The sequence below is a fragment of the Teichococcus vastitatis genome (assembly GCF_003604215.1).
Lineage (GTDB): Bacteria > Pseudomonadota > Alphaproteobacteria > Acetobacterales > Acetobacteraceae > Pseudoroseomonas > Pseudoroseomonas vastitatis.
Window position 1 is genome coordinate 1 of record NZ_QXGS01000008.1, and the last position, 26,799, is coordinate 26,799.

Genomic DNA, 26,799 nt, shown 5'->3' on the forward strand with positions numbered 1-26,799 from the left:
GCCGCGAGGATGCCCACGATGGGCATCAGGAAGAAGGTGCCGACGCGGTAGATATCCTCGTCGCGCCACTGGATGGCAGCCAGCAGCCCGGCCAGGCAGAGCCCGGCCGCCCACAGGCCGGGGTGGACCGTGGTGAACCGCTGCATCCAGTCAGGCCGCAGCGTCAGCGCGCAGCCGCAAAGGAACACGGGCAGGTACGCAGCCGTGCGCGCCAGAACCAGCATGCCGCTGAAGGCGGAGTTGAGATCCAGCAGCGTCAACAGAACAACGGCACTCAACGAGGCGAAGCCGGACAGCAGCAGCAGGGCCTTGAACAATCCACTCCTCCTGCGTCAAGGAGGCGCGGGCGACATGGTACGGAATGTCCAGAAACATCAGCAGGCCACGAAGATCATCAAGGTAATGCAGGCTCTGGCCTAGGCGTGCCGGTGCTCCGGACCAAGCCCATCCTGATCCTTCGGCGAGGCTGAAGGCGTGTCCATCCTGTTCATGTCGAAGATCCCTTTACCATTTCGCTTGAACAACCATGAGATTACGAAAATCAAAACGAACTTTGGTGTGATCGCGAAACGATCGGCGTGTGGAGGAGGCGGCATTTCCACGGCTTCGCATGCAGCAACCACCCGATCAGGGCGGCGGACGTGATGAGGCGTAAAGGAATTTCCATGCCGTTGATCCGTCATGCCGCATTCGGATCGCGTATCCGGGACTTCAGCGCGAGAAGCGCGAGCAGCGACACTCCCGTGAGGCTGCCGGACAGCAACAGCGCGGCGTAGGGCCCGTCCGCATCGAGCACCAGCGTGAACAGGAGCGGCGCTCCGCCTTGCAACAGGCGCGCGGGGGCCGCGAGCAGCCCCATCCTCAGGCCGTAGCCGGCGGGCCCGAAAAGGGCGAGCGGCAGCGTCCCTCGTGCAATCGTCAGGAGGCCGTTGCCGGCGCCGTGCAGCAGCACGAAGGGCACGGCCGCGAGCGGTCCCAGGAAGGCCAGCAGCATCGCCCCGATGGGATGCAGGCCGGCAGCGAGTTGGGCCGTGATGAGCGGCGACGCCTTCCGAAGCAGGGTGAACTCCGCCACGCGGGCCGCGACCTGCGCCGGCCCGACCAGGGATGCCGCGAAGATCGCGGCAGTGGGCGTCGCGCCCAGGGCCTCGATGAGGCGCGGCATGTGGGCAGCCATGGCCGCGGACACGAAGGCGGTGGCGGCGAAAACGGCCGCCAGGATGATCATGGTCCAGGGCACACCGCCCACCGCCGCCTCCTTCGGGGCCGCGACCAGCGCGGGTGGCGGCGCCTGGGCGATCAGGAACCGATTCAGCGGCAGGGCCACCACCAGGTGCAGGGCGGCCCAGACCAGGCAGGCCTCCCGCCACCCCAGAGCCTCGATCAGAAAGGCGCTGGCCGGCCAGCCCACCGTGCTGGCGAAGCCGGCGAAGAGGGTGATCCCCGTGATCGCGTTGCGGGCCTCGCGCCCGTAGAGGCCGGTCACCGTTGCGAAGGCGGCCTCGTAGAGCCCGAAACCCATGCCGACGCCGAGCACTCCCCAGGCCAGCGCCAGCGTCAGGGGCCCAGACGCGGCAGCCAGCAGTGCCAGACCGGCCGCGAAAACGAGGTTGGAGGCCGCCAGCACGTCCCGACCGCCATAGGTGTCGATGAGCCGCCCGGCAGCCGGCCCGACCAGGCCGGAGAGCAGCAGCGCGCCGGAAAAGATGCCGAAGAACCAGGCACGCGACAGGCCCAAGGCCTCGCAGACCGGATCCGCGAAGACGGCCGGCAGGTAGTAGGTCGAACCCCATGCGAGGGTCTGCGTGATGCCGAGGGTGACGGTGACCCTCCCCCGGTGTCGCACCAGATCCGTTGTTCGCGTCACAGGCCGCTTGCCGCCATGGTGGACAACAGTCCCGCCACGGCCGTCACCACAACAACCAGCCATACCGGGATCCGCCACAGCACCAGCGCGGCGAAGGCCAGCAGTGCGATGGCGAAATCGACAGGGTTGCGGACCGTCGAGATCCAGATCGGGTCGAACAGCGCCGCCAGGAGGATGCCGACCACCGCGGCGTTCACCCCCGTCAGCGCGGCCCTGGCCGCCGGGCGCCGCCTCAGCGTGTTCCAGAACGGAAGCATGCCGTACATCAGCAGGATGCCCGGCAGGAACACCGCGACGAGGGCGAGCAGGCTGCCCAGCACGCCGTTCGGCCAAAGGAGCTGCGCCGCGCCCAGGAAAGCAGCGAAGGTGAAGAGCGGGCCGGGCACCGCCTGCGCGATCCCGTAGCCCGCGAGGAAGCCATCCGCCGAGATCCAGCCGGTCGGCACCATGGCGCGCTCGAGCAGCGGCAGCACCACATGGCCGCCGCCGAAGACCAGCGAACCGGCGCGGTAGAACGCTTCGGCGGTCGCTGCGGCATGCGAGCCGGTTGTGGCGGCCAGCAGCGGCAAGCCGATCAGCAGAACGGGAAACAGCGCCAGTGCGAGCAGCGCCGCGGTCTGCGGCACCCGGAAGGGAAGGACGTTGTCAGTCCCTGGTGCCGGCTCCGTGCGGTACAACAACAGGCCGACAGCCGCGCCGGCCAGGAGAACGCCCAGCTGGGTGAATGCCGAAGGCAGGACCAGGAGCGCGACCGTGGCCAGGATGGCCAGGGTGGTCCGCGGCCGGTCCGGGCACAGGCTGTTCGCCATGCCCCAGACCGCCTGCGCCACGACGGCAACCGCCACCAGCTTGAGCCCATGCACCATTCCCGCGCCGGTTCCGACCGTCAAGGCGTCGACGCCGTAGGCCGCCAGCAGCATCACGAGCGCGGAAGGCAGGGTGAAGCCCAGCCAGGCCGCCGCGCCACCCGGCAGGCCGCCGCGCAGAACGCCGAGCGCGAAGCCGACCTGACTGCTGGCCGGCCCCGGCAGGAACTGCCCGAGGGCCACGAGATCGGCGTAGCCCTTCTCGTCCAGCCAATGACGACGCATGACGAATTCCTCGCGGAAATAGCCGATATGCGCCACAGGCCCGCCGAACGAGGTCAGGCCGAGCCGGAGAAAGATCAGCAGAACCTCCAGGAAGGACCTGCGCGCGGGTGTCTCGCCTGCCTTGCCGGACTGCGCCGCGGGGTGGGGAGGCATGGTCATGTGTTGATCCGTGAGCCTTGTTGCCGATCGGGTGCCGGGCACGCGCCTGTGATCGCGTCAGCGGCGGAGGGAATGACCGGGTCGCGCCCGGCCGGCGTCGGTGATCGCGCCGCCCGCCGGTGGCCGCGCCCCAGCGCCACCTGATCCAACCCGAAGGAGGCCTCGCCACCGGTCAGGCGCGGCCACGCGGAAACCATCGCCGGGCAGGGTGCGGCCGCCATCGATCTGATCCTCTCGCTGGGGCGGCGAACCATTCCGCAGGCCAAGTTGCGGGGGGTCGTGACCGTCATTCCACGGGTTCCGAAGGCAGGCAGGCCGGGATCGAGAGCGCGGCCACCGCCGGGGTGCAGACCTTCGGGTGACCCTGGCAGCAATCGCGCATCAGGAAAGCGATGAGGCCGGAGAGCGCGTCATAGACGGCCGAGTAGCGGATCGACCGCCCTTTGCGGCGCGACCGGACCAGCCCGGCCGCCTCCAAATGGGTGAGGTGGAAGGACAGGCGCGAGGAGGTCGCGCCCATGGCCTCACCGATCGTCCCGGCCGCCATGCCGTCCGGACCCGCTGTCACCAGCAGGCGCACGATCCGCAGGCGGGTTTCCTGCGCGAGGGCGCCGAGCGCGTCGAGCGCTTGCGTTTCGTTCATCTCACATCAATATCTCAAGATATGTTGAGGTGAAAGGGACCATGATGAACGCGCCCGCCCAGCCTCTCATCGCCGGCTTCCGCGGCGGCGCCTCGCTGGGCGCCGGGCTCGACGCCCTGAGGCCTTATCGCGCGACGACTGGTGATCGCCTATGCCGGGCGGCGGACCCAGCCCGGCTATTACGTCACCGAGGTGAAGGCGGGCTCCTTCGTGACCCCCGATTGCGGCGGCCATCCGGACGCCTGGCAGAAAACCATCCTGCAGGTTGAGGATCGGCTGGCCACGCCCAAGAAGCCGGACCCCATGGAGGTCGGCAAGTTCCACGTTACCCTGGAGAAGGTGGCTACCCAGATCAGCCTGCAGGCCGAAAGCCGGCTGACCTTCGAGGTCCGTCCGCCCGGCCACCCCATGCAGATCTTCGATGTTGAAGCCCTCCGCATCGAGGCCAGCAGCGTCGCGGTCGAACTCGCGCCCAGATCCGCCATCTGCAAGCTGAGGCACCGCTGGCGGCCGACGTCACCCCCGCCGGCTGCGCGCCGGCGCGGGGTTGTTGCTGCGCCGGCGTGCTGGTCGGCCTCAGCGCAGGGTGGGGTCCAGCCGGTCCCGCAGCCAATCGCCGAGCAGGCTGACGGAGAGGGTGGTGAGCACGATCACCGCCGAGGGGGAAAGCAGGATCCAGGGCGCCCGCGTCAGGTACTCCCGCCCGTAGCCCACCATGTTGCCGAGCGAAGTCTGTGGCGGCTGCACGCCCAGGCCCAGGAAGGAGAGGCCGCTTTCCAGCAGGATGATCTCGGGGAAGGCCAGCGTCATCGAGACGATCAGGGTGGAGGCGATATTGGGCAGCACATGGTGGCCATAGATCCGCCAGGGTGTGGCGCCGAGCTGTTTCACCGCCGCGGCATATCCTTGCGCGCCGGCGCTGACCGCCAGGCCCCGGGCGATGCGCGCGTAGCGCTCCCACCCGTGCAGCCCGAGCAGGCAAACGAACAGTGCCAGCGAATTGCCAAGAAAGGCCAGCACGGACAGCGCCAGGATCAGGAAGGGCATGGCGGCCTGGAAATCGACCAGCGCCAGCACCGCCTGCTCCACCAATCCGCGAAAATGCGCGGCCAGGAAGCCCATGGTCACGCCGATCACGGCCGACAGCAGCGCCGCGCCGAAGGCGATCAACAGCGAGATGCGGATGGAAACGATGAGGCGGCTCAGCACGTCCCGCCCCAGTTCATCGGTTCCCAGCGGGTGCGCCCATGTGCCGCCCATGAAGGCGGGCGGCGCGAGCCGGCTGCGTAGGTCCAGCGCTGTGATGGAGTAGGGCGTGATCCATTCCGCCAGCAGCGCCACGCCCAGCATCAGTGCGATCCAGACGAGGGCGAAGACCACCAGCGGCGGAAGGCCCGCCTGCTTCCGCCTCGGCGGCAACACGGCCTGCGCCGGGGCGGTGTTCATCGTGGCGTCGGACATCAGGCGGTTCCCCGCATGCCGTTCCGCAGCCGCGGGTCCAGCACGCCATACAGCAGGTCGACCACCAGGTTGGCGGTGATCATGGTGGCGGCGACCAGCAGCAGGATGGCCTGCACCACCGCGAGGTCGCGGTTGGCGACGGCCACCACCAGCAGCCGCCCGACGCCGGGCCAGGAGAACACGCTCTCCACCACCACCGCGCCGGCCAGCAGACTGCCGATCATGAAGCCCACGATGGTCACGGTGGGGATGGCGGCGTTGGGCAGGGCATGGCCGCGCACCGCCACGCCCCAGGGCACGCCCTTGGCGAGCGCCGTGCGCATGTAGGGCTGGCCCAGCACCTCCAGCATGGCGGAGCGTGTGAAGCGTGCCAGCACCGCGGCGCCGCCGAGGCCGAGGGTGATGACGGGAAGGATGGCATGGCGCCAGCTTTCCTGCCCGCCCGAGGGCAACCAGCCGAGTTGCACGGCGAACAGCAGCACCAGCAGCAGCCCCAGCACGAAGGAGGGCACGGTGAAGCCGGCCACGGCCAGCAGCATCACCGCCCGGTCGGCCAGGGAGTTGCGGTGCAGGGCGGCATAAACCCCCGCAGGAATGCCGAGGCAGAGCTTGATCAGCAACGCCGGCACGGTGAGCGCCAGGGTGGCGGGGATGCGCTCGCCCACCAGGCTGATGGCGCTGCGCCCGTCGCGCATGGAGTTGCCGAGGTCGCCCTGGAAGATGGCGCCGAAGTAGCGGACATACTGCACCCAGAGCGGATCATCGAGGCCCCAGGCGCGGCGGAAGGCGGCGATCGCCTCCGGCGGTGCATCGGCCGACATGATCAGCAGGGCGGGGTCGCCCGACAGGCGCAGCACAACAAAGGCGAAGGTGACCACCAGCACCAGCGTCAGCAGGGAACGCCCGAGGCGGAGGCTGAGGAAGCGCAGCATTCAAGCGGCCTTGGCAAGGGTGGGTGCGGGAAGGCCGCTGCCGGCCGGGATCTCGCCATGCGCCACGTGGCAGGCCACCAGCCGGCCATCGGCGCGGGGCTTCAGGACGGGGATCTCCGCGGCGCAGCGGGCGCTGGCCACCGGGCAGCGCGGATGAAAGGCGCAGCCCGCGGGCCGCGCCGCCGGATTGGGAGGGTCGCCCTGCAGCACGATGCGGCGGCCGCGCCGCTGCGGGTGCGGGATGGCCGACACCAGCGCCCGGGCATAGGGGTGGGCAGGGTCGTGCAGCACGGCATCCGGCTCGCCCTCCTCCACGATGCGGCCGAGATACATCACCGCCACGCGGTGGCTCATCTGCCGCACGGCGCGAAGATCGTGGCTGATGAACAGCAGCGCCACGCCGCGTTCCGCCTGGATCTCGGACAGCAGGTTCATCACCTGCGCCTGGATCGAGACGTCGAGCGCGCTGATCGGCTCGTCACAGACCAGCAGCGCGGGATCGGTGGCCAGGGCGCGGGCCAGCACGGCGCGCTGCCGCTGGCCGCCCGAAAGCTCGTGCGGGTAGTGCGCCGCATGGTCCGGCCGCAGCCCGACGCTGCGCAGCAGCGCCGCCACCTGCTCGGGCGAGGTTTGGCGGCCATGAATCTTCCACGGCTCGGCCACCTGCGCGCCGATGCTCAGGCGCCGGTCCATGGCGCCCAGCGGGTCCTGGTAGACCATCTGCATCCGCGACCGCAGCCGGCGCCATTCGGCGGTGCCAGGGGCGGGAAGGGGCTGCTCCTCGAAGGTGACGCGGCCCTCATCCGGTGTTTCCAGCCCCAGCACCAGCCGGCCGGTGGTGGATTTGCCGCAGCCGGATTCACCCACCAGCCCCAGGGTGCGCCCATGCTCCAGCGTGAGGGAAACGCCGTCCAACGCCCGCACCTCCACCGGCCGGCCGAACCAGCCACGCCGCATCTCATAGCGGCGGACCAGCCCCTCGGCCTTCAGCAACGCGCTCATGCCGGCACCATCGCGGGCACAGGGGAAACCACCGCGGCGGCGCCGGGATAAAGGCAGGCGGCGCGGTGCGCGGGGGCCACCTCGGCCAGGGGCGGCGGCGCCGCCTCGCAGGCCTCGGCACGGCGTGGACAGCGCGGGGCGAAGGCGCAGCCGCGCGGCATGGCCCAGGGCTCCGGCACGCCGCCGGGAATGGCGGCCAGCGGCCGGCGCGGCCCCGTCATCGGCGGCAGCGCGGCCAGCAGCCCTTGCGCGTAGGGATGGGCAGGGCCGGTGAACAGCTTGTCCGCCGCGGTTTCCTCGACGATGCGGCCGGCATACATCACGCAGACCCGCTCGCAGGTTTCCGCGACGACGCCGAGATCGTGGCTGACCAGCACCAGCGCCATGCCGGTGTCCCGCCGGATCTCCGCGAGCAACTCCAGGATCTGGGCCTGGATGGTGACGTCCAGCGCCGTGGTCGGCTCATCCGCCACCAGCATCTCCGGCCGGCCGGCCAGCGCCATGGCGATCATCACGCGCTGGTTCTGCCCGCCGGACAACTCGTGCGGAAAGGCATCCAGCCGCCGGCGCGCATCCGGCATGCCGACCTGATCGAGCAGGCGGCGCGCCTCCTCGCGCGCGGCGCGGCCATCGAGGCCCCGGTGCAGTCGCAGCGCCTCGGCGATCTGCCGGCCGATGCGGTGCACCGGGTTCAGGCTGCTGGCTGGGTCCTGGAAGATCATGGCGATCCTGCCGCCCCGGACGCGGTCCAGCACGGCGGGCGGGGCACCGATCAGCTCGGTGCCCTCCAGCGTCACGCTGCCGGAAACCCTCGCCTTGGCCGGCAGCAGCCCGAGGGCCGCCAGCCAGGTGACCGACTTGCCGCAGCCGGATTCGCCTACGAGCGCCACGGCCTCGCCCCGCCCGACGGTGAGGTCGACGCCGCGCAGCGCCGGCAGCCCGTCGAAGCTGACGGAAAGGCCACGGATCGCGACGAGGGGTTCCACCATGCCTCAGCCCTTCCAGTTGCCGGCGCGGAAATCCATCGCGAAGGCGGGGGCGGCCTTCCAACCGATGTCGCGCCGCTTGGCGGTGAAGGTCGCGTTCTGGTGCAGCACCGTGTAGGCGGGGTCCTCGCGCTCGCAGATCTCCAGCATGCGGCGGAACACTTGCTTGCGGCGGGCGCGATCTGTGCTGGTTTCCAGCTCGACGGAGATGCGGTTCATCTCCTCGTTGCTCCATTCGCCCACCTGCTGCTGCTGGCCGTTCGGCCCGTGCTGGTTGACGATGGAGGAGACGGGATCGTTGAACGGCGCGCTGTTCGACCAGTCGCGCACCGCGCGGCCCGGCTCGCGCGACAGGAGCTGCGACCAGTTCTCCTTCATCTCGATCTGCACGTTGAGGCCGACCTGCTTCCACATCTCCACCAGCACCTGCGCCGTGGGCGTCTGGTTGGTGTAATAGTTGTTGAGCAGGCGGTAGGGGATCGGGTCGCCCTTGTAGCCGGCTTCCTTGAGCAGGCGCTGCGCCTCGGCCGGATCGTAGTTCGGAACGGCCCAGTCGGCGACGAACATGTCGCCGTAATATTCCCATTGCAGGCCCTTCGGCACCACGGTGCGGCCGGACCACAGGCTGTCCACGATCGCCTGCCGGTCGATGGCATGGGTGAAGGCGCGGCGCACGCGTGGATCGACGAGCTGCGGGTGGTTCTTGTCGAAGCAGGTCAGGCGGTGGTTGAGGATGGTGCCGCCCTGCACCTCGAAGCGGCGGTCGCCCTCGACGCCTTCGATCTGATCGGGCGGGATGTCACAGGCGAACTGCACCTCGCCCGAGCGCAGCATGTTGATGCGCGCCGAGACCTCCGGCACCTCGATGAAGCGGATCTCCCTCAGCGGCGGTCGGCCGCCCCAGTACTCATCGTGCGCGACCAGGCGCAGCACCTGGTCGGGGCGGAACTCGGCCACCTTGTAGGGGCCGGTGAGGATGGGCTTGCGCGCCCATTCGAACCAGGTCTCGGCCTCGATGTAGCCGCGCTTGCTGATGATCTGGCTGCCATAGCGGGACAGGCGGCCTTCCAGCGTCACGTCCGGCGTGGCGTTGTGGAAGCGCACGGTGTGCTTGTCGACGATCTCGACGCGCTCCAGCGCCGGCCAGGACCGGCGCGCCACGGCGGGCACCTCGGCCGGCAGGTCGCGCCCGGCGCGGGTCGGGATGCGATCGCCCGAGACGCTGATGGTGCGGCCCTGCGCCGTCGGGTTGGTGTCGCCGAACATGCGCTCGGGGCCGAAGCTGAAGACCACGTCCTCGGCGGTCATCTCGTCGCCATTGTGGAACTTCACGCCGGGGCGCAGCTTGAGCTCCACCACCTGGTCGCTGATGCGCTTCCACTCGGTGGCCAGCTCCGGCACGGCGCCGAGGCCGCCCAGCCAGTCTCGCCCGATCAGCCCTTCCCACAGCGAGGAGAACAGCACGCGCTCGCCGACATTCGACTGCTCGCGCAGCACTTCGAGCGTGTTGCTGTTGCTGATCTTCTGCACCGCGATGGCGATGCTCGGGCGGTTGTCGCCCTGCGCGATGGCGAAGCGGGGCAGGGTGGACAGCCCCAGCGCGCCACCGGCGCCGAGCAGAAGGGAACGGCGGTGCGTCATCATGGCGTGCGCTCCTCAAGGCCACCGGGCGTGGCACGGAAATGGGTCAGGGTACGCTCCGCGTGCCGCATGCGGTGCGACAGCGCCTTCTGCGCGTATTCGGCGACCACCGCGGCATGAGCGGGATCGGAGGCGAGGTTCTCGAATTGCTGCGGGTCGCGCTGCAGGTCGAAGAGCAATGGCGGCAGGCCGGAGAAGTGAACGTATTTCCACCGCTCGTCCTGCACGACGCAGAGCGAGCAATCATCCTTGTCAAGGCCGAGTGCCGTCTCGGGCTTAGAGTAGTGTACGTCGCGGAAATCATATTCGTAGAAGAGATGGTCCCGCCAATCCTCGGGGCGGCCCTGCTGCATCAGCGGCAGCAGGGAGCGGCCGTCGCAGGCGCGGGGCGCGGCGCCGCCGAGCCAGTCGAGGATGGTGGGCAGCACATCCACGCTCTCGGTGAAGGCGGGCTCGATGACGCCGGCGCGTTGCGGCGCCTGCGGGTCCTTCACCACCAGCGGGATGCGGAAGCTCTCATCATGGAAGCCGATCTTGCCGAGCAGGTAATGGTCGCCGAGCTGCTCGCCATGGTCGGAAGTGAAGATGATCATGGTGTCATCCCACTGCCCCGTCTCGTCGAGATACTCGAAGACCTTTCCGAGCGCGTCATCCACCTCGGTGATGAGGCCGGCATAGGTCGCGCGCATGGTGCGGATGGCGGCCTCATCCAGCTCGCTCGCCGCGCCGCCGGCGCCGTGGAAGAAGGAGCCCTGGCTGATGCCGCGCAGATAGAAATCCAGCAGCGGATGCTGCGCCGCTTCTTCCTGCCAGGTGGCGCGGCGCCGCAGGGCCGGCATCTCTGCCGGGCTGTACATGGTGTTGTAGGGCGCCGGAGCGATGAAGGGCGGGTGCGGGCGGTAATAGCCGAGGTGGAGGAACCAGGGCCTGTCGCCCTTGCCCTTCAGGTAGGTCAGCGCCCGCTCGGTGAAGTAGGCGGTGTCCGACAGCTCGGCCGGGATGCGGCAGGGGCGGTCGGTGGCGCCCGGCACGCTGCGCTCGCCTTCGGGCAGCCAGATATCCTCGCGCTTCTCGGGCAGGACATAACCCTTCTGCGCCAGCCAGCCGAAATAGCCGTCCATGCTGGGCTCAAAGGCGCCCACGGCGCGGAAGCCCTCCATCAGGTCGCCCAGCGTGGTGAAGCGCGGGTCGCGCGTGGCGGTGCTGCGCGGGTCGGGGGTGGAGGTGGTGTAGCCGATCAGGGCCGGATCATAGCCCACCTGCCGCAGCGCCTTGCCCAGGTTCATGTGGCGCGAATCCAGCGGCACGGTGTTCTGCACCGCCCGGTGGTTCATCAGGTATAGGCCGGTCAGCAGGCTGGCGCGCGCCGGGCCGCAGGGAACCGCATTGGTCACGTGGTTGCGGAAGGTGACGCCTTCACGGCAGAGGCGATCCAGATTGGGCGTGCGGAGGAAGCCCGCCCCCAGCACCGGCACGAAATCCGCGCGCCACTGATCCACAACGATTAACAGGACATTCTTGCGACGCATGATGGTTCCGTCTGCTCCGAACACCGTGGCAGCGCTCCGCTTAATGCTTGCGCAGTGATGTGTGGATGACCGTAGGGTGGCAATCTGGTGACAAAGATTGCGAGGCCTGCTTTCAAGATGAGCGGATCTGACTGGGGTTCAAAGAGGTCCGTTTGCTGATCAACGATAACGGATTCGGAGTAACCATCCACGAGAGTTCATCCAGTGGCCGCATGCGGCCTTGGCTGAGCCTGCCTGGCTCACGAACGCCCGTGCTTCAGCCATGCGACAGTTGAACGATGATCGCGTTTCGGGATGATGGCACTCGCCTCGATGCACGGAGACGACCGGCAGCGATCATCGCCTGGTCGCAAGGACGGAGCGGAGCTGACAACGCGTGAAGCCGTGTCTGCCGGCGCGATTGCCGGAATCAGCCGCTGCGAAACCTGAAATGCACCAGATGTGCCGGGACCATGGACAGATTGACCTCCGCCATGCGGCCATCCCCGAGGCGGCCGAGGCCTTCCGCCATCAGCAATGCCGCGTTGGCCGGCATCATCAGCGCCTCAGCCTCGGCCACGCTGGGTGGGCGGGAACTCACGGTGGTGGATTCGCGTCGCAGGCGGCCCAGCCCGGCCGCGGCCAGGATGCGGGTGATGGAAGGATCGTCCCGGAACCGCTCCACCAGATCAGGAACCAGCTCCGCAGGAAGATGGCGGTGCGACAATACCAGCGGCAGGTCGCGGCTGAACAGCAGGCTGACGATCTCGACGACGGGGCTGCCTTCGGGCCTCTCCAGAAGCGCTGCGAGCCGCGCATCGGCGGCCCGCACGCGCCCTTCCAGGAAGCGCACCGTCGGTTCCGCGCCAAGTCGCGCCAGCGTCTCATGCAGGCGTGATCCGGCATCGACCTCGTAGACGATGTTGCTGGGCATGGCGAAGCTGCCGCGGCCGTTGACGATGCGGACGCGGCCCTCCTGCGACAGTGCCAGCAGGGCCCGCCTCACCGTGTTGCGGCTGACCTGGAACCGTTCCGCCAGATCATGCTCCGAGGGTAGGCGTTCGCCCGGGCGCCACTCCCCGCTGGCGAGTTCGTCAGCGAGGATGACGTGCATGAGGCGCCACTGCTGCGTCACAGCCGCTCCGCCAGCATGTGCCAATGCCAGGACCCGGGCTTCTCATGCCGTTGGTCCTCCAGGCGCAGCAGCTCAAAGCCTTCGAACAGGCCGATCAGGTCCCGCGCGTTGCAGTAGAAATGCGGATGCACCTTGTCGGCATCATGCTCCGCCATGTCCTCCTCGCGGACATAGGTGTCCGGAGCGACGGCGGTGCCGAGGCCGTAGCCTGCATTGCGCTTCGACAGCATCGTGCCTTGATAGGTGCCGCCCGGGCGCAGCACGCGGCGGATCTCGGCGATCGCGGCGCGCACCACCTGGCCGTCGCCGTGGTAGATCACGTTGAACGACAGCACATGGTCAAAACAGCCATCCGGGAAGGGCAGCTTCGTCATCGGTGCCACATGGGCCTCGATCGAGAGCCCTTCGGCATCGGCGATGCGCCGCAACTCGCCAAGGCCTGCCTCGGCCAGATCGGTTGCGGCGGTGTGGAAGCCCAGCCGCGCGAAGAGCAGCGCATGGCGGCCGATGCCGCAGCCGAGGTCGAGCACGCGGGGCCGCGCGCCGTCGGGTGCCTCCTGCGCCAGGCGTTCGGCGACGGCGCGCACGTCGGGCTCCGGCGTCGCCCATTCATTGTGCCGCTCGGGCGTGGCCCAGCGCTGGTCCCAGGCCAGGTGGGCGGTGTCGGTCTTCATCGGGGCTCTCCAATCGGGGCGGTTCAGCCGCCCAGGACGCGCCGGCGTGCCCAGGCACCGGCCTGTTCCACGGCGACTACCAGGGCGAAGATCATCAGCAGGATGGTGGCAGCGGTGGGATAGTCGAACAGGTCCATCGCCACCTTCAGTTCCAACCCGATGCCGCCGGCCCCCACCAAGCCCAGGATGACGGAGGAGCGGGTGGATTTCTCCACCGCGAACATGGCGGTGGTGATAAAGGCGGGCATGGCGGCCGGCATCAAGGTGCAGAAGATGCTGTCGCTCCGGCGCACGCCCTGCGCGCTCAGCGCCTCCATCGGCCCGCGGTCGACATCCTCCAGCGCCTCGGCAAAGAAGCGGGCGCAGAAGCCGATGGTGTCGACGACGATGGCCAGTGTGCCGGCAAAGGGGCCGAGGCCCACGGCGATCACGAAAAGCAGGGCCCAGATCAGGTCCGGCACGGTGCGGAAGAAGGCCACCAGCCCGCGGGCGGCTGCCGCGAGCACGCGGCTGCCGATCAGGCCGCGAGCCGCGGCGATGGCCAGCGGCAGCGAGAGCACCGCGCCCACCAATGTGCCCACCAGCGCCATCTGGAAGGTCTCGACCAGGGCGCGGAACAGGCTATCGAGCCGCTCGATGCGCGGAGGCCAGGCGCGCAGCAAGAAGTCACCGAGCGAAGGAATCCCGCGCACCAGTTCGGTCATCGACCAGCCCGAGCCGCCGAAGGCCCAGACCAGGACCGCGAGGGCCACGGCATAGCCGATGAAGCCCAGCGCCGAAGGACGCTCGATCCGGCGCGGCATGCCGGCGATGACCGGTTCAGTCGTAGAAGCCATGCAACTCCTCCCGCTGCAGTCGGTCGACCGGTGCGTCGATGACCAACATGCCCGCCTTCAGTCCCAGCACGCGCTGGGCGTGACGGCGGGCATGATCCAGGTGGTGGGTGGTGAAGATCAGCGTCGTGCCGGTTTCGCGGCTGGTGCGGGTGAAGATCTGCATGACCTCCTCGCCCACGGCCGGGTCGAGGCTGGCGGCCGGCTCATCGGCAAAGATCAGCCGTGGTGCGTTGACCAGGGCGCGGGCAATGGCCACCCGTTGCTGCTGGCCACCCGAGAGGGTATCCGCCCGGCGCGCCGCCAGGTGAGCCAGGCCGACACGGTCCAGGACCTGCAGCGCGCGCTGCCGCAGCGCGGCCGGCGCTGTGGCCTGCAGCCAGCACCGTGGGCCGGGATGCTGCGCCAGGAAGCCATGCAGCACATTGCTCAGCACTGACAGGCGGAGCACCAGATTGTGCTTCTGCGCCACGAAGCCGATCGTCCGCAGGGCCTCCCGGGGTCCGGACCGGCGGAGCGCACGGCCTCCGAACACCTGTTCAAGAACCTGGACCTCGCCCGCGCCCGGCGGCACCAGCCCCAGGCAGGCCTTCAGCAAGGTTGACTTGCCGGCACCGTTGGCGCCGATCAGTGCCACGGTTTCGCCGCGGCGCACGGCGAAGCTGACGCCGCGCAGCACTGGCGCCGCGGCGCCATAGGCGATGCTGAGGTTCCGCACCACCACATCATCCGGAACGGGCACGTTGTCCAGGACCGGCGGCGGGATCGCCACCGGCTCCGTGCGCTCAGCGAGCGATGCGCTCATTTGCCGACGAATTCGGAAAACTGTGGCCGACCGATGGTGGCATACATCTGCCGCACGCGATTATACGCAGCATCCTCGATCGCCACGAGGTCGAGGCCGCGATACTTCTCGTTCTCGCCCCCCGCTGAGACGATGGCCTCGGCGATCGCCTGCTTGTTCTCGATCATCGCCTCGCGCAGCCGGGCGATGGTCTTGGCATCGACATGCGCCCCCGCCAGCAGGACGTCGTTCGGCAGGTCGCCGGAGCGAGCGATGACGCGGAAATAGCCGGCCGGAACGGACCGGTCCTTGCTGCGCGCGCTGTTGATCCAGCTGTTGTAGTTGACGCCGATGGCCGCGACGTCGCCACGCTTCAGAGCCTCGTGCGCGACATTGCGGGAGGTGTGGGCGATCCCGCCCAGCTCCTTCTGCGGATCAACGCCGTAGTCAGCCAGCAGCTGCGACGGGCAGAGATGGCCGGAGGTGGAGCCGATGTCGTCCATCGCCACCTTCTTGCCGCGCAGGTCGGCCGGGCGGATGACCGGGGAATCCGCGCGCACCACCAAGGCACAGAAATAGTCGGGACGGCTGAGTCCGATCAGGGCGGTCGCATTCGTCATCTTGTTGATGACGACGTACTCGGCCGGGCCGGTGATCACCAGATCGACGCGGCGTGCGCGCAGCGCCTCGGCGGCGGCGGTACGGCTGCTGACGGGGAAGAAGTCGAAAGTGAAGCCCGTTGCCTGCTGCAGCCGGTCGCGGAAGGGGCCCCAGTCGGTCTGCAGGCGCTCCAGCCCCTCCACGTCGGTGACGGCGAGCTTCAGCGTCTGCGCCTCGGCGCGGGGAAGGAACAGCGTCGCCGTCGCCAGCAGACCGGCGATCATGAGCTTGCGAATCATTGGAGCCTCTGACCTGTAGGTACAGGTCCGTCTAGGGCATGGCCCATAACGCATTGATGACCGCCACTGGACAGATGCGTGACATCGCTGCCATCCACGGCGCCTCCGTCATCGGGATCAGGCGGTGCTTCAGGACGGGCGATCGCGATACCCCGGAGCACGGAAGGGACAAGCTTGTGCCTCCAGGTTGAAGATCCGAAGATTTTTCGCCGCCGCAGCGGTAAAGCCAGGCAAGGCTTCCGGTCAGCGGCGGCCCTGGGGGTGACGGATCCGCGCGGCTTCGTTGCCATCGCAGAGTGGCCGGTCCTGTCAGGCTCGCCTCGCTGCCATCGACCCGCAGGGCCGGCTGATCAGGCCTGCCGCCTGTCCCGACGCTTCGCGCTGTTCGCTCCGCCCCGGGAGAAGACAGTCGCATCGCCGCCCAGCACCAGGGTCAGGCGGGTTGCTTCCCGCAACACCAGATCTTCAATGCTGCTCAGCCGCTCTGCTTCCGAAAAGCGCGTTGCCGTGCCCGCAACACACAGCGCCCCGATCAGCCGCTGCGCCGCGCCGAACACCGGCGCAGCAACCGCTGCCAGTTCGGGGTCGCGCTCGCCGATCGTGGTGGCGACGGCGGCAGATCCCGGCGGATGATCTCCATCCGTGGCGAAGGCAGTCAGGACGCGTCCGGCCGCCCCGCGGTCGAGCGGCAGCAGTGAGCCTATCGGAATATGGTCGCGCACCTGCCGCCGGCCGTCCACACGCATCAGGCACAGCCGCCGATCACCCTGGCGGATGTAGAAGGAAGCGCTTTCCCCGGTTTCCTGCGCCAGCGCCTGCAAAGCGGGTGAAAGGGCACCGTTCAGGTCGACGGAGCGTTCGTAGAGCCCGCCGAGGCGATGGAGCGCAGGGCCGAGGCCATAGCGCCCGTCCTCGTGCCGCAGCGCGAAGCGGTGCTGGATCAGCGTCGCCATGATGCGGGAGAGCGCGCTCTTGTAGAGGCCGGTGCGGCGGGAAAGCTCCCCCAGCGTCAGGCCGCGATCCCCCTCACCGAAGGCTTGGAGGACGCGCAGCGCCCGGTCCACCGCCGCAATGCCTGCCACCTCCGCGGTGGAGGGCCGCGGCGCGAGATCGTGCGGGGTCGACAATGACTTGACAGCCATGGCGGAGCGTCCGAACCTGCGAAATTGGAACAATCGTCCTGCTGGATAGGACGCTGTTGCCGGACTGTAAAGCGGGCCGCAGAGCCTGTGACGACGAACTGGGGAAACACCGCCGCCGAGGATGCGGGCTCGCGACGACCGGCCCGCTTCCATGCCTCGACGCCACCTCGCTCCGGAGCCATCGCGTTCCGGATATGGCTGGCAGGCATGGCTTCGCGGCACAGGAAAGAAAGGACGCGCCGCATGGAGATCATTGCTGGCAGGCGGGCACTCGCCGCGGGAATGCTGGGCCTCGCCGGACTGGCCGGCGCGCGGCCGGCCGCAGCCTTTGTGGGGCCGCGGCCCGAATGCCTGGCGCCCTCCGCGCCGGGCGGAGGCTGGGATTTCACCTGCCGCACCGTGGGGCGGCTGATGCAGGAGCTGAAGGTCGTCAGCCAGCCGGTGCAGGTGTCGAACATGCCGGGGGCGGTGGGGGCCGTCGCCTTCGCCAACGTCACCAGCCGCCGCGCCGCCGACAACAACCTCTTCGTCGCCACCAGCACGGTGGGACTGACGCAGATCGCGCAACGCCGCTATCCGGGCGATGTGGACCGCGTCCGCTGGCTGGCCATGCTGGGGGCGGATACGGGGGTGATCCTGGTCCGCGCCGATTCCCGCTTCAAGACGCTGGGCGACTTCCTCGACGCGTTGAAGGCCGATCCCGGCGGCATCGTCACCGGCGGCTCCAGTAGCCTCGGCGGCTACGACCACCTGCGCCTGCTGCTGCTGGCGCAGAAGGCCGGCATTCCCTCGGCCGATCTCAAGCGGTTCCGCTGGATCCACTATGATGGCGGCGGGCCGGCGGTGACGCAGATGCTGGGCGGCCATGTCGAGGTCGTCTCCACCGACCTGGCGGAGATCGCCGGCTTCGTCGAGGCCGGGCAGATCCGCGTGCTGGGTGCCATGGCCGAGGCGCGGCTGGCCGGCAGCTTCGCCAACATCCCCACCGCCCGGGAACAGGGCTACGACGTGGTGGGGCTGAACTGGCGGGGCTTCTACACCGGCGGCCGCGTCAGTGACGAGCACTACAACGCCATGATCGCCGGGCTGAAGCAGGTTTATGACAGCGAGGGGTGGAAGGAGGCCGCACGCCGCTCCGGCCTGCAGCCCATCTGGCGCTCCGGGCCGGATTTCGAGCGCTTCGTGGCGAACATGGTGACCGAGCTGCGCAGCCTGTCGCAGGACATCGGCATCATCTCATGAGTGACCGGATCGTGGGCGTGCTGCTGGCGCTCTTCGCCGGCTGGTACAGCTGGGAGGCGCGGTCCTACGCCGTGGATTTCGGCGACCCGATGGGCCCCGCGCTGTTTCCCGAAATCCTGGCCCCGCCGGTCGGACTGCTCGGCCTTTACCTGGTGCTGCGCCCCGATCCCGATCCCGAATGGTCGACCGGACGCTACCTGCTCTCGCAGCTGGCCACCGTGGTGGCGCTGGTGGCCTATGCGCTGTTGCTGCAGCCTCTGGGCTTCATCCTGGCCACGCTGGTGATGGTGGCCTGCCTCACCGCGATGCTGGGCGCGCGGCTGCCGCAGGCGCTGCTGGGCGGCGTGGTCAGCAGCCTCGGCTTCTTTGCGCTGTTCGACTGGTTCCTGGGCATTCCGCTGCCGCCCGGCCTCGCATTCGGGGGATAGGGCCGATGGATATTCTCTTCTCCCTGGCGCATGGCTTCGCCGTCGCCACGCAGCCGGTGAACCTGCTGGTCGCCTTTATCGGCTGCTTCGTCGGCACGGTGATCGGCGCCCTTCCGGGCATCGGGCCCGTGAACGGCATCGCCATCCTCATCCCCCTGGCCTTCAGCCTGGATCTTTCGCCCGTCTCGGCGCTGATCCTGCTGACCAGCGTCTATTACGGCAGCATGTTCGGCGGGCGGATCGCCAGCATCCTGCTCAACATCCCGGGCGATTCATCCGCCGTCGTGACCTGCATCGACGGCTTTCCCATGGCGAAGCAGGGCCGCGCCGCCGACGCGCTGGCGATCTCGGCCATCTCCTCCTTTGTCGGCGGCACGCTGGCGACGGTGGGGCTGACGGTGCTGGCGCCCACCCTGGCCATGGCCGCCATTCATTTCGGGCCGCGCGAATACTTCGCCCTCTATGTCATGGCCATCGTCATCGTGGGCGGCATCGCGACCGGCAATCCGGCCAAGACGCTGGCAGCCGGGCTGCTCGGCCTGGCTATCGGCACGGTGGGCATCGACCCGGCCACCGGCATCCCGCGCTTCACCTTCGGCGCCTATGAGCTGTACGAGGGCATCGACTTCGTCATCGTGGCGATCGGCCTCTTCGCCATCAGCGAGTTCCTGATCTATATCGAGCAACGGCGGACCGGGCCGATCGAGCAGGTGCCGGTGGGGCGGCGCACCACGGCCCTGCGCCAGCTGACCTATCCCGCCACCTCGCTGCGCGCCAGCCTTCTCGGCTTCGTCATCGGTGTCCTGCCGGGCGCCGGCGCCACCCTGGCCAGCTTCATGGGCTATGCGCTGGAAAAGCGCGTCTCCGACAAAGATGGCACCTTCGGCAAGGGCGACCCGCGCGGCGTCGCGGCCCCCGAGGCGGCGGACAATGCCGCGGCCGGCGGCAGCCTCGTGCCGATGCTGACCCTGGGCGTGCCGGGCAGCGGCACCACCGCCATCATGCTCGGCATGCTCGTCACGCTGAACGTGCAGCCGGGGCCACTGCTCTTTCAGCAGCAGCCGGACATCGTCTGGGGCCTGGTGGCGGCGCTCTATGTCAGCAACGTCATCCTGCTGATCCTGAACATCCCGCTGGTGGGCCTGTTCGCGAAGCTGCTCACGGTGCCGTCGCATTACCTGATGCCCGGCGTCGTCACCGTCAGCTTCCTCGGCGTTTATTCGGTGAATCAGAACTCCTTCGACCTGCTGCTGATGGTGGGCTTCGGCGTGTTCGGCTATCTGCTGCGGAAGCTGAGCATACCGCTCGTGCCGGTGGTCCTGGGCATCATCCTCGGAACCCCGATGGAGCAGAGCCTGCGCCGCGCCATGGCCGCGAGCGGCGGCGACATCTGGACCCTTGTGGAAAGCCCGCTCGCGCTTCTCCTGCATGCCATCACCGCCTGCGTGATCCTGGTCGCCATTCTCAGGGAGGCTGGCCGCCGAAGGAATGCAGCCGCCGTCGAGCGTGGCGCGTAAACCCCTCCCCTGGCACAGCAACGGAACCGACTTCCATGTCCGATCTTCCCCAGCACATCGAGATCTTCGAGGAAGGCCCGCGCGAGGGCTTCCAGATCGAGGCCGGCCCCATCGCGACGGCGGACAAGATCGCGCTGATCGATGCGCTGTCCGCCACCGGCATCCGGCACATCCAGATCTGCTCTTTCGTGTCACCGAAGCTGGTGCCGGGCTGGGCCGACGCCGAGGAGGTGGCCGCCGGATTCGAGCCACAACCCGGCGTCGCCTACAATGCGCTCTGGTTCAACGAGGCGGGGCTGAAGCGCGCCCTGGCCTTCCGCGACCGGCTGAGCATGACCGGCTCCATTTCCCTTGCGGCGTCGGAGGCTTTTTCCCGCCGCAACCTGAATCGCGACAGGGCGGGAAACATCGAGGCGATGCGGCGGCAGACGACGGCGCACCTCGCCGCCGGCATTTCCGTGGAGCGCGTCGGCGTGATGGCGGCCTTCGGCTGCAACTTTTCCGGCGACATCACCCCGGCCCAGGTGGTGCAGACGGTTGCCGACGGGCTGGCGATCGCCGCCGAGCACAACCAGACGATCCGCGACCTTTCCCTCGCCGATACCATGGGCTGGGCCACGCCGCTGCGCATCGAGCGCGCGGTGGGGGCGGTGCGCGAGCGCTGGCCGGACCTGACCCTGCGGCTGCACCTGCACGACACCCGTGGCCTGGGCATCGCCAACGCGATGGCGGGGCTGCGGCTGGGCGTCGCGCGCTACGATTCCACCGTGGGCGGGCTGGGCGGCTGCCCCTTCGCCGCGCACAAGGGCGCCCCCGGCAACATCGCCACGGAGGAGCTGGTGCTGCTCTGCGAGGAGATGGGAATCGAGACGGGCATCGATGCCGACGCGCTGATCGAGGCGGGGCATCTGGCGGAGCGCATCGTCGGCCACGCCCTGCCCAGCGCCGCGCTGCGCGGGGGCAGCCTGGCCGCCTTCCGGGCGCGCGCCGCATGAGCAGCTCCCTCCCGCTGGAAGGGCTGCGCGTGCTGGAGTTCAGCCACACCATCATGGGGCCCTGCGCCGGCCTGCTGCTGGCCGATCTGGGCGCCGATGTGGTGAAGGTGGAACCCGCGCCCGATGGCGACCGGACACGCCGGCTGCCGGGCTTCGCGGCCGGCTTCTTCGCCACCTTCAACCGCAACAAGCGCAGCATCGCGCTCGATCTCAAGCATCCCGAAGGGCGCGCAACGCTGCACCGGCTCGTGGCGGATGCGGACATCGTGCTGGAGAATTACGGTCCCGGCACGATGGAACGGCTGGGATGCGGCTGGGACGATCTGCGGCGGCTCAATTCCCGTCTGGTCTACCTGGCGCTGAAGGGGTTCCTGAGCGGCCCCTACGGCAACCGGCCCGCCCTGGACGAGGTGGTGCAGTTCCAGACCGGCCTCGCCTACATGACCGGCCCTCCGGGTCAGCCCCTGCGCGCGGGGGCCTCCGTGATCGACATCCTCGGCGCCGTCTTCGGCGTGACGGGCGTGCTCGCCGCGCTGCGCGAGCGGGACAGAACGGGACAGGGACAGCGGGTCGGCAGCGCGCTGTTCGAATCGTCGGCATTTCTGATGGGCTCCCACATCGCCGGGGGGGCGGCGATGGGGGAGCCTCCGCCGCCGATGCCGGCCCGCCGCGGCGCCTGGGGCATCTACGACGTGTTCCAGGCAGGATGTGGCACGCAGCTCTTCATCGGGGTCACGAGCGATGCTCAGTGGCAGCGCTTCTGCGCGGAATTCGGCCTGCGGGATCTGGCGCAGGACCCTCGCCTCGCCACCAATGCACAGAGGGTCGGGCAGCGCGCCTGGCTGCTGCCCGCCATACAGGCCGCGATCGGCACCCTGGACTTCGACGCGGCCACGCAACGATGCGCCGCGGCCGAGGTGTCCTGGTCCCCGGTCGGTCGGCCGGAGCACCTGGTGCAGGACCCGCATCTCACTGCCAGCGGCGGCTTGCTGGCGACGGCCATCGCCGCGATGGGGGGCGGGCCGGAGGTGCCGCTCCCTGCCTTGCCCCTGGAGTTCGGCGAGGATCGTCACCGGGCGCCGCTGCGCCGGCAGCCACCCAGGGTTGGTGAGCACACGCGGGAGATCCTGCTCTCCGCCGGCCTCGCCGACGACAGGATCGAGGCGCTTCATCGAGCCGGCGTGCTGATCGACGCAGCGTCACCGGCGCAGCTGCAACAGACCTCATAGACGACGCCGGATTGGCCGCGATTGTTCAGTCTGGCTGATCCGGGTTCCGTTGTGGACTCTTCGATGCGCGTGACGCTGTTTGCAGCCGCCCGGCACGAGGAGGCATCGCGATACATGATGCCGTCCTCCAGGACCGCCGCATCGACATCCCGAATACCGGCGGCCATCATCCGCCTCAAGCCTAGACAAGAGCGAGGGAGGCAATACCCATGACGCGGTACCTGACGACGGGATTGGCGCTTGGCCGCCGGACCCTGCTGGCTGCTCCGGCGATCTTCGGTTCCACGGCCGCGCTGGCGCAACCGGGCAATGGCGACTGGCCCAGGCGCACGGTGCGGGTCGTGGTGCCCTGGCCGCCCGGTGGCGGCGCCGACACGGTGGGCCGCATCCTGTTCACCCATCTTTCGGAAACCATGCGGGCCTCCTTCGTGATCGAGAACCGGCCGGGTGCCGCGGGTGCGATCGGCGCCGCCGCCGCCGCACGCTCGGAGCCGGACGGGTACACGGTGCTGTATGACGCAACCCCGCAGACCATCAACCCGGCCCTGCATTCCGATATGCCCTTCGATCTGTGGCGCGATCTGCGCCCGGTCTTCCTGGCTGCCGTTGTGCCGAACCTGCTGATCGCCACCCCCTCGGCGCCGGCACGGAGCGTGGCCGACCTCATCGCCGCAGCCAAGGAAGCGCCGGGCAGCGTCAACATCGGCTCCTCGGGCAACGGCTCGGCGCAGCACATGGCCCTGGAATTGTTCCGGCAGGCCGCCGGCATCACGGTCAACCATGTGCCTTATCGCGGCGGCGGGCCGCTGACGAACGATGTGATCGGTGGGCAGATTCCCTACGGCTTCGCCAATGGATCGGCAGCGACGGGACATGTCAGCGCAGGGTCGGTGCGCGCCCTCTGTCATACCGGCACCGGACGCCTCGCATCGCTGCCGGATGTGCCGTCGATGGAGGAGGCCCTGCCGGGCGCGGAAGCTTACGAATGGAACGGCGTCTTCGTTCCCGCGGGCACGCCTGACGCCGTGATCGAACGGCTGAACACGGCCCTGAATGCGGCCATCCGCGACCCAACCATCGCCGGCCGCCTGGCCCAGTTGAACGTCGGCACGCGCGCCAACACGCCGGCGGATTTCGGCATCTTCCTGCGCGCCGAATGGGACAAGTGGCATCGCGTCGTCCGGCAGGGCAACATCCGCATCGACTGAGGCTTCCATGACCGTTCCCACTCCTGCTCCCGATCCCCATCCGGAGCCTGTTACCCCGCCGCCGCCGCCCGGCGGCTGGGATTGCCACGCCCACATCTTCGGCCCGGCGGAATGCTTCCCCTTCGCCGAGGGGCGCGGCTACACGCCGCCGGATGCGCCGCCATCGCATTTCCTGCGCCACCTGGATGCGCTCGGGCTGAGGCACGGCGTCGTGGTCCAGGCCAACGCGCATGGGCTGGACAACCGGGCCATGCTGGCCGCGTTGCAAGCCGCGCCCGATCGGTTGCGGGGTGTCGCGATCACGCCCGCAGGAACCCGGGCGGACGATCTGCGCGACTGGCACCGGCTCGGCGTCCGCGGCCTGCGCTTTCATCTGTTCCATCCCGGGCACCGGCCGAACTACCGTCGGGGCGTGGGTTGGGATGCGGTGGACGCCCTGCTGCCGGTGATGCGCGAGCTGGGATGGCACGCGCAGTTCTGGGCGGATGCCCGCGTGCTGCCCGATGAAGAGCCGCGCCTCGCCGCGCTGGCATCACAGGTGCCCGTGGTGCTCGATCATCTGGGTGAGACGGAGGCGGCGCGCGGCATGAACGCGCCCGGTTTCCAGGCGCTGCTGCGACTGGTGCGCGACCACGGCGCCTGGGCGAAGCTTTCGGCGCCCTACCGCGTCTCCCTCCAGGGGCCGGATTACCCGGACGCCATGCCGCTCTATCAGGCGGTCCGGAACGCCGCGCCGGAGCGTGTTGTCTGGGGCAGCGACTGGCCCCACCCACAAATCCCTGAGGAGCGGATGCCCAATGATGGGCGCCTGCTCAACCTGCTCCTGGCCTGGATCACCGATCCCGCCGAACGCGAGCGTGTTATGATCCGCAATCCAGAGCGCCTCTATGGCATCTAGGCCGCTTGCGGCCGGCGGGGTGTGCCCAGGCTGACCATGCCGGATCGCAGGAGCGGGGCCATCGACGAGGCGGGCCACAGCGTGCCGCCCGTCTCGCTGCTCGCACCTCGTCCCGCAGCGGCGCAATGTTTACCGCAAAATACAACGGTCGGCCATGGAGTGGATCGATCCGCGCGGCGCCGCGGCTTGCCAGCCTGGAACGGCCAAGCGCGGGAGGACAACCATGCTCGGGAATGCTCGTCGGCAACTTCGCATCAGCGACATGCGCGCGAAGGTCTCACCGGAGGAATGGCAGGCGCGGGTCGACCCGCCGCCTGCTACCGCCTGATCGCGCATTACGACATGGCCGACATGATGGCGAACCACATCTCCGCCCGTGTTCCGGGCAAAGGCGCCGCTTTCCTTATCAATCCCTATGGCATGATGTATGAGGAAATCACGGCCTCCTTGCTCATCAAGGTCGATGCTGACGGCCGGATTCTCGCCAAGCCCGATTACGGCGATTTCGACTATGGCATCAACCGCGCCGGCTACGTCATCCATAGCGCTGTGCATTCGGCTAAGCACGAGATCGATTGCGTGATCCACACGCATACCTGGCCGGCATGGCGGTTTCCACGCTGCAATGCGGCCTGCTGCCGATCACGCAAACTGCCATGCGCTTCCTGTGCATCGGCTACCATGATTATCGCGGCTTGGTGCTGAACGATGCGGAGAAAGACTCGTTGGTCGCCGATCTGGGCGACAACAACGCGCCGTGATGGCGGCGAAGGAGCGGGAAGCGCCTCGCCACCCAGTCGGCGCTCCAGGCCTGGGCTTGTGGCCCCATCTGTGGCACGGCAGGGCCGAGGACCGGCACGCTGCCCGTTCCAGCCCGACCGAGAGTGAATGGCCGCCATGCTGCCCTCAGCCCAACCCGCTTCCCCCGCCCGCTCCACCGGCGCCGGCGCCTATGACATGCTGCTCGACGCGCTGACCCGCGGCGAGCTGGTCCCTGGCAGCCGCTTGCGCGAAGCCGAACTGGCGGAGCGCTTCGGCATCAGCCGGACGCCGGTGCGGGAAGCGCTGAAACGGTTGGAAACCAGGGATTGATAACGCATGAGCCGCATCACGGGGGCGTCGTGGCGCAGCTCGACTACAACGCCATGGTCGAGCTCTACCACATGCACGAGGTGCTGGAGGGGACCGCCGCCTTCTGACGGCGACCCATGCCACCGCCATCGAATTGGAGGCGCTGCGCAACATGGTGGAGGCCGACCGGGGGCTGCTGGGCGATGGCGGCCGCCTCGCACACAGCAACCGCCTGTTTCACCGCCAGATCCATCACGCCGCCCGCAACCGCTTCCTGGACCTGATGCTGGACAACATGCGCCTCTCGCTGGTGCTGCTCGGGCGCACCACCCTTTCATTGCCGGAACGCGGCGCCACGGCGGTCGAGGAGCATGCAGCCATCGTGGCCGCCATCGCCGCACGCGACCCGGTTGCCGCCGAAGCCGCCGCGCGGCAGCACATCCGCAACGCCTTCCGGGCCCGTCTGGCGCTGGAAAACCGCACGCCCGATTTGCCCTGACGGACCGGCCCCGGTTTGCCCGGACCCGCTGCGGCCGGAGCCGCCCGGCCGACCTGCGCAGCGCTGCCCACCTCGCGCCGGCAGGATCGGGACGGCGTCGGTGAGGCGGAACACAGGGCGCGAGTGACGAACTTATCGGCGCAGCAAGAACGCCGGCCGGGCCAGCATAAACAGGCCGTGCCGAACGTCAGCAATCTGACGGATGGCCGGTTGTCACCAGGGATTCAAGCCATCGACGCTTGCCGCCCTCGGCCACATGCGCCTCGCCCAGGGCCCGTGCCTGCATCACGTCGCCAGCGGCCACCGCCGTCAGCATCCGGGCGTGCTCCGCATTGCTGTCACGCATCTGCTCGGGGCGTGCCAGCGAGCGCTGACGGACCAGATGGCTTTCCTTCAGCAGCGAAGTGTACAGCATTCCGGCCCGGCGGTGAGCGGCCCCTTCGTGCAGCGCCTCGTGGAAGGCGAGGTTGCAGGCGTAGTACCCGGCGGCGTCGCCGAGCGCGGCGCAGGCCTCCATCTCCGCCACCCGCGCCCGCAATCCGGCCAGTAAGCCGACCGCCAGCCGCCCTGCCGCCTGCTCCTGCGCCAGCCGCGCGAGGATGAAGCCCTGCAACAATGCGCGCATGTCATAGAGCTCGGCCATCTCCTCGGGGTCCAGCCGGCGGACGCTCATGCCCTGGCCGGCCGGCCCGGCGGTCACCAGCCCATCCCGCTCCAGCCCGCGCAACGCCTCGCGCAGCGGACCCCGCGACAGGCCGAGCTGCGCCGCCAGGGCCACCTCGTTCAACCGGGTGCCGGGGGCGAGCTCACCCGACAGGATCCGGGTTTCCAGCGCCGCACGCGCGCGTTCCGAGAGGGGGAGCGATGGGGAGGAAGCATCCATGATGACGCGGCATCACATTGCCCCATGCCGCCTGTCAACAGGCTGTTGACAGGACCCCCAAAGGGTCGCAGC

Annotated in this window: 27 protein-coding genes and 1 pseudogene; 11 read left to right on the forward strand and 17 right to left on the reverse strand. The window is 69.0% G+C overall.

The window, feature by feature from the left end; translation table 11 throughout:
• The 4 genes from D2K64_RS12195 to D2K64_RS12215 all read right to left on the reverse strand — a co-directional run.
• A partial coding sequence (locus tag D2K64_RS12195) for a hypothetical protein (protein WP_157985824.1) occupies positions 1–317 on the reverse strand: 317 nt, incomplete at its 3' end.
• A 362-nt stretch (positions 318–679) separates the two neighbouring features.
• Complete coding sequence (locus tag D2K64_RS12200; RefSeq protein ID WP_238384156.1) at positions 680–1,867, reverse strand: MFS transporter; 1,188 nt, start codon at positions 1,865–1,867, stop codon at positions 680–682.
• Positions 1,864–3,117 carry a chromate efflux transporter gene (gene chrA / locus D2K64_RS12205; protein WP_120008651.1) on the reverse strand — a complete coding sequence of 418 codons (1,254 nt, stop codon included), beginning with the start codon at positions 3,115–3,117 and terminating at the stop codon, positions 1,864–1,866. Before chrA ends, D2K64_RS12200 begins: the two co-directional genes overlap by 4 nt.
• Positions 3,118–3,403: 286 nt before the next feature.
• Positions 3,404–3,760: an ArsR/SmtB family transcription factor gene (locus D2K64_RS12215; RefSeq protein WP_120008653.1), complete on the reverse strand. Its 357-nt coding sequence runs from the start codon at positions 3,758–3,760 to the stop codon at positions 3,404–3,406.
• Between the two features lie 210 nt (positions 3,761–3,970).
• Here D2K64_RS12215 and D2K64_RS25500 point away from each other — a divergent pair.
• Positions 3,971–4,204: pseudogene (locus tag D2K64_RS25500) on the forward strand (DUF6428 family protein); the annotation flags it as partial.
• Positions 4,205–4,336: 132 nt separating this feature from the next.
• Here the strand turns inward: D2K64_RS25500 and D2K64_RS12225 are convergent.
• The 12 genes from D2K64_RS12225 to D2K64_RS12280 all read right to left on the reverse strand — a co-directional run bounded on the left by D2K64_RS12225 (position 4,337) and on the right by D2K64_RS12280 (position 16,757).
• Positions 4,337–5,221, reverse strand: coding sequence for an ABC transporter permease (locus D2K64_RS12225; protein ID WP_120008654.1), 885 nt, complete (start codon positions 5,219–5,221; stop codon positions 4,337–4,339).
• On the reverse strand, positions 5,221–6,153 hold the full coding sequence (locus D2K64_RS12230; protein WP_120008655.1) for an ABC transporter permease: 933 nt from the start codon (positions 6,151–6,153) through the stop codon (positions 5,221–5,223). Before D2K64_RS12230 ends, D2K64_RS12225 begins: the two co-directional genes overlap by 1 nt.
• Complete coding sequence (locus D2K64_RS12235; RefSeq protein WP_120008656.1) at positions 6,154–7,155, reverse strand: ABC transporter ATP-binding protein; 1,002 nt, start codon at positions 7,153–7,155, stop codon at positions 6,154–6,156.
• Complete coding sequence (locus D2K64_RS12240; protein WP_120008657.1) at positions 7,152–8,144, reverse strand: ABC transporter ATP-binding protein; 993 nt, start codon at positions 8,142–8,144, stop codon at positions 7,152–7,154. Before D2K64_RS12240 ends, D2K64_RS12235 begins: the two co-directional genes overlap by 4 nt.
• Positions 8,145–8,147: 3 nt before the next feature.
• On the reverse strand, positions 8,148–9,785 hold the full coding sequence (locus D2K64_RS12245; protein WP_120008658.1) for an ABC transporter substrate-binding protein: 1,638 nt from the start codon (positions 9,783–9,785) through the stop codon (positions 8,148–8,150).
• Entirely contained in the window at positions 9,782–11,311 is a 1,530-nt protein-coding gene (gene pehA / locus D2K64_RS12250) for a phosphoric/sulfuric ester hydrolase PehA (protein ID WP_120008659.1), read from the reverse strand. Before pehA ends, D2K64_RS12245 begins: the two co-directional genes overlap by 4 nt.
• A gap of 409 nt (positions 11,312–11,720) precedes the next feature.
• Positions 11,721–12,404 (reverse strand): GntR family transcriptional regulator, encoded by a 684-nt coding sequence (locus D2K64_RS12255; protein ID WP_157985825.1) that lies wholly within the window; start codon positions 12,402–12,404, stop codon positions 11,721–11,723.
• A 17-nt stretch (positions 12,405–12,421) separates the two neighbouring features.
• The gene (locus D2K64_RS12260; RefSeq protein ID WP_120008661.1) at positions 12,422–13,099 is read right to left on the reverse strand and encodes a class I SAM-dependent methyltransferase; all 678 of its coding nucleotides are present in this window, start codon (positions 13,097–13,099) and stop codon (positions 12,422–12,424) included.
• Positions 13,100–13,122: 23 nt separating this feature from the next.
• A complete protein-coding gene (gene phnE / locus D2K64_RS12265) occupies positions 13,123–13,935 on the reverse strand; it encodes a phosphonate ABC transporter, permease protein PhnE (RefSeq protein WP_120008662.1) in 813 nt (270 codons plus the stop codon).
• Positions 13,919–14,737 (reverse strand): phosphonate ABC transporter ATP-binding protein, encoded by an 819-nt coding sequence (locus D2K64_RS12270; protein WP_120008663.1) that lies wholly within the window; start codon positions 14,735–14,737, stop codon positions 13,919–13,921. Before D2K64_RS12270 ends, phnE begins: the two co-directional genes overlap by 17 nt.
• Positions 14,734–15,600 carry a PhnD/SsuA/transferrin family substrate-binding protein gene (locus D2K64_RS12275; RefSeq protein ID WP_202910643.1) on the reverse strand — a complete coding sequence of 289 codons (867 nt, stop codon included), beginning with the start codon at positions 15,598–15,600 and terminating at the stop codon, positions 14,734–14,736. The genes D2K64_RS12270 and D2K64_RS12275 overlap by 4 nt, the downstream gene beginning before the upstream one ends.
• A gap of 365 nt (positions 15,601–15,965) precedes the next feature.
• Positions 15,966–16,757 carry an IclR family transcriptional regulator gene (locus D2K64_RS12280; protein WP_162306185.1) on the reverse strand — a complete coding sequence of 264 codons (792 nt, stop codon included), beginning with the start codon at positions 16,755–16,757 and terminating at the stop codon, positions 15,966–15,968.
• 243 nt (positions 16,758–17,000) lie between these two features.
• Between D2K64_RS12280 and D2K64_RS12285 the strand changes: the two genes are divergently transcribed.
• The 10 genes from D2K64_RS12285 (at position 17,001) to D2K64_RS25090 (ending at position 25,844) form a co-directional block, all read left to right on the forward strand.
• Entirely contained in the window at positions 17,001–17,999 is a 999-nt protein-coding gene (locus D2K64_RS12285; RefSeq protein ID WP_120008666.1) for a Bug family tripartite tricarboxylate transporter substrate binding protein, read from the forward strand.
• Positions 17,996–18,427 carry a tripartite tricarboxylate transporter TctB family protein gene (locus D2K64_RS12290; protein WP_120008667.1) on the forward strand — a complete coding sequence of 144 codons (432 nt, stop codon included), beginning with the start codon at positions 17,996–17,998 and terminating at the stop codon, positions 18,425–18,427. Before D2K64_RS12285 ends, D2K64_RS12290 begins: the two co-directional genes overlap by 4 nt.
• A gap of 5 nt (positions 18,428–18,432) precedes the next feature.
• On the forward strand, positions 18,433–19,944 hold the full coding sequence (locus D2K64_RS12295) for a tripartite tricarboxylate transporter permease (RefSeq protein ID WP_120008668.1): 1,512 nt from the start codon (positions 18,433–18,435) through the stop codon (positions 19,942–19,944).
• 35 nt (positions 19,945–19,979) lie between these two features.
• Positions 19,980–20,939, forward strand: a complete 960-nt coding sequence (locus D2K64_RS12300) for a hydroxymethylglutaryl-CoA lyase (protein ID WP_120008669.1) — start codon at positions 19,980–19,982, stop codon at positions 20,937–20,939.
• Entirely contained in the window at positions 20,936–22,168 is a 1,233-nt protein-coding gene (locus D2K64_RS12305) for a CaiB/BaiF CoA transferase family protein (RefSeq protein WP_120008670.1), read from the forward strand. Before D2K64_RS12300 ends, D2K64_RS12305 begins: the two co-directional genes overlap by 4 nt.
• A gap of 209 nt (positions 22,169–22,377) precedes the next feature.
• A complete protein-coding gene (locus D2K64_RS12310; RefSeq protein ID WP_120008671.1) occupies positions 22,378–23,376 on the forward strand; it encodes a Bug family tripartite tricarboxylate transporter substrate binding protein in 999 nt (332 codons plus the stop codon).
• 7 nt (positions 23,377–23,383) lie between these two features.
• Positions 23,384–24,274: an amidohydrolase family protein gene (locus D2K64_RS12315; RefSeq protein WP_120008672.1), complete on the forward strand. Its 891-nt coding sequence runs from the start codon at positions 23,384–23,386 to the stop codon at positions 24,272–24,274.
• Positions 24,275–24,310: 36 nt separating this feature from the next.
• On the forward strand, positions 24,311–24,979 hold the full coding sequence (locus D2K64_RS12320) for a class II aldolase/adducin family protein (protein WP_202910644.1): 669 nt from the start codon (positions 24,311–24,313) through the stop codon (positions 24,977–24,979).
• A 192-nt stretch (positions 24,980–25,171) separates the two neighbouring features.
• On the forward strand, positions 25,172–25,366 hold the full coding sequence (locus tag D2K64_RS25940; RefSeq protein ID WP_274379302.1) for a GntR family transcriptional regulator: 195 nt from the start codon (positions 25,172–25,174) through the stop codon (positions 25,364–25,366).
• A 151-nt stretch (positions 25,367–25,517) separates the two neighbouring features.
• Complete coding sequence (locus D2K64_RS25090; protein WP_238384157.1) at positions 25,518–25,844, forward strand: FCD domain-containing protein; 327 nt, start codon at positions 25,518–25,520, stop codon at positions 25,842–25,844.
• A gap of 187 nt (positions 25,845–26,031) precedes the next feature.
• Here the strand turns inward: D2K64_RS25090 and D2K64_RS12330 are convergent, their stop codons facing one another.
• Positions 26,032–26,727, reverse strand: coding sequence for a GntR family transcriptional regulator (locus D2K64_RS12330; RefSeq protein WP_120008673.1), 696 nt, complete (start codon positions 26,725–26,727; stop codon positions 26,032–26,034).
• Positions 26,728–26,799 lie beyond the last annotated feature (72 nt).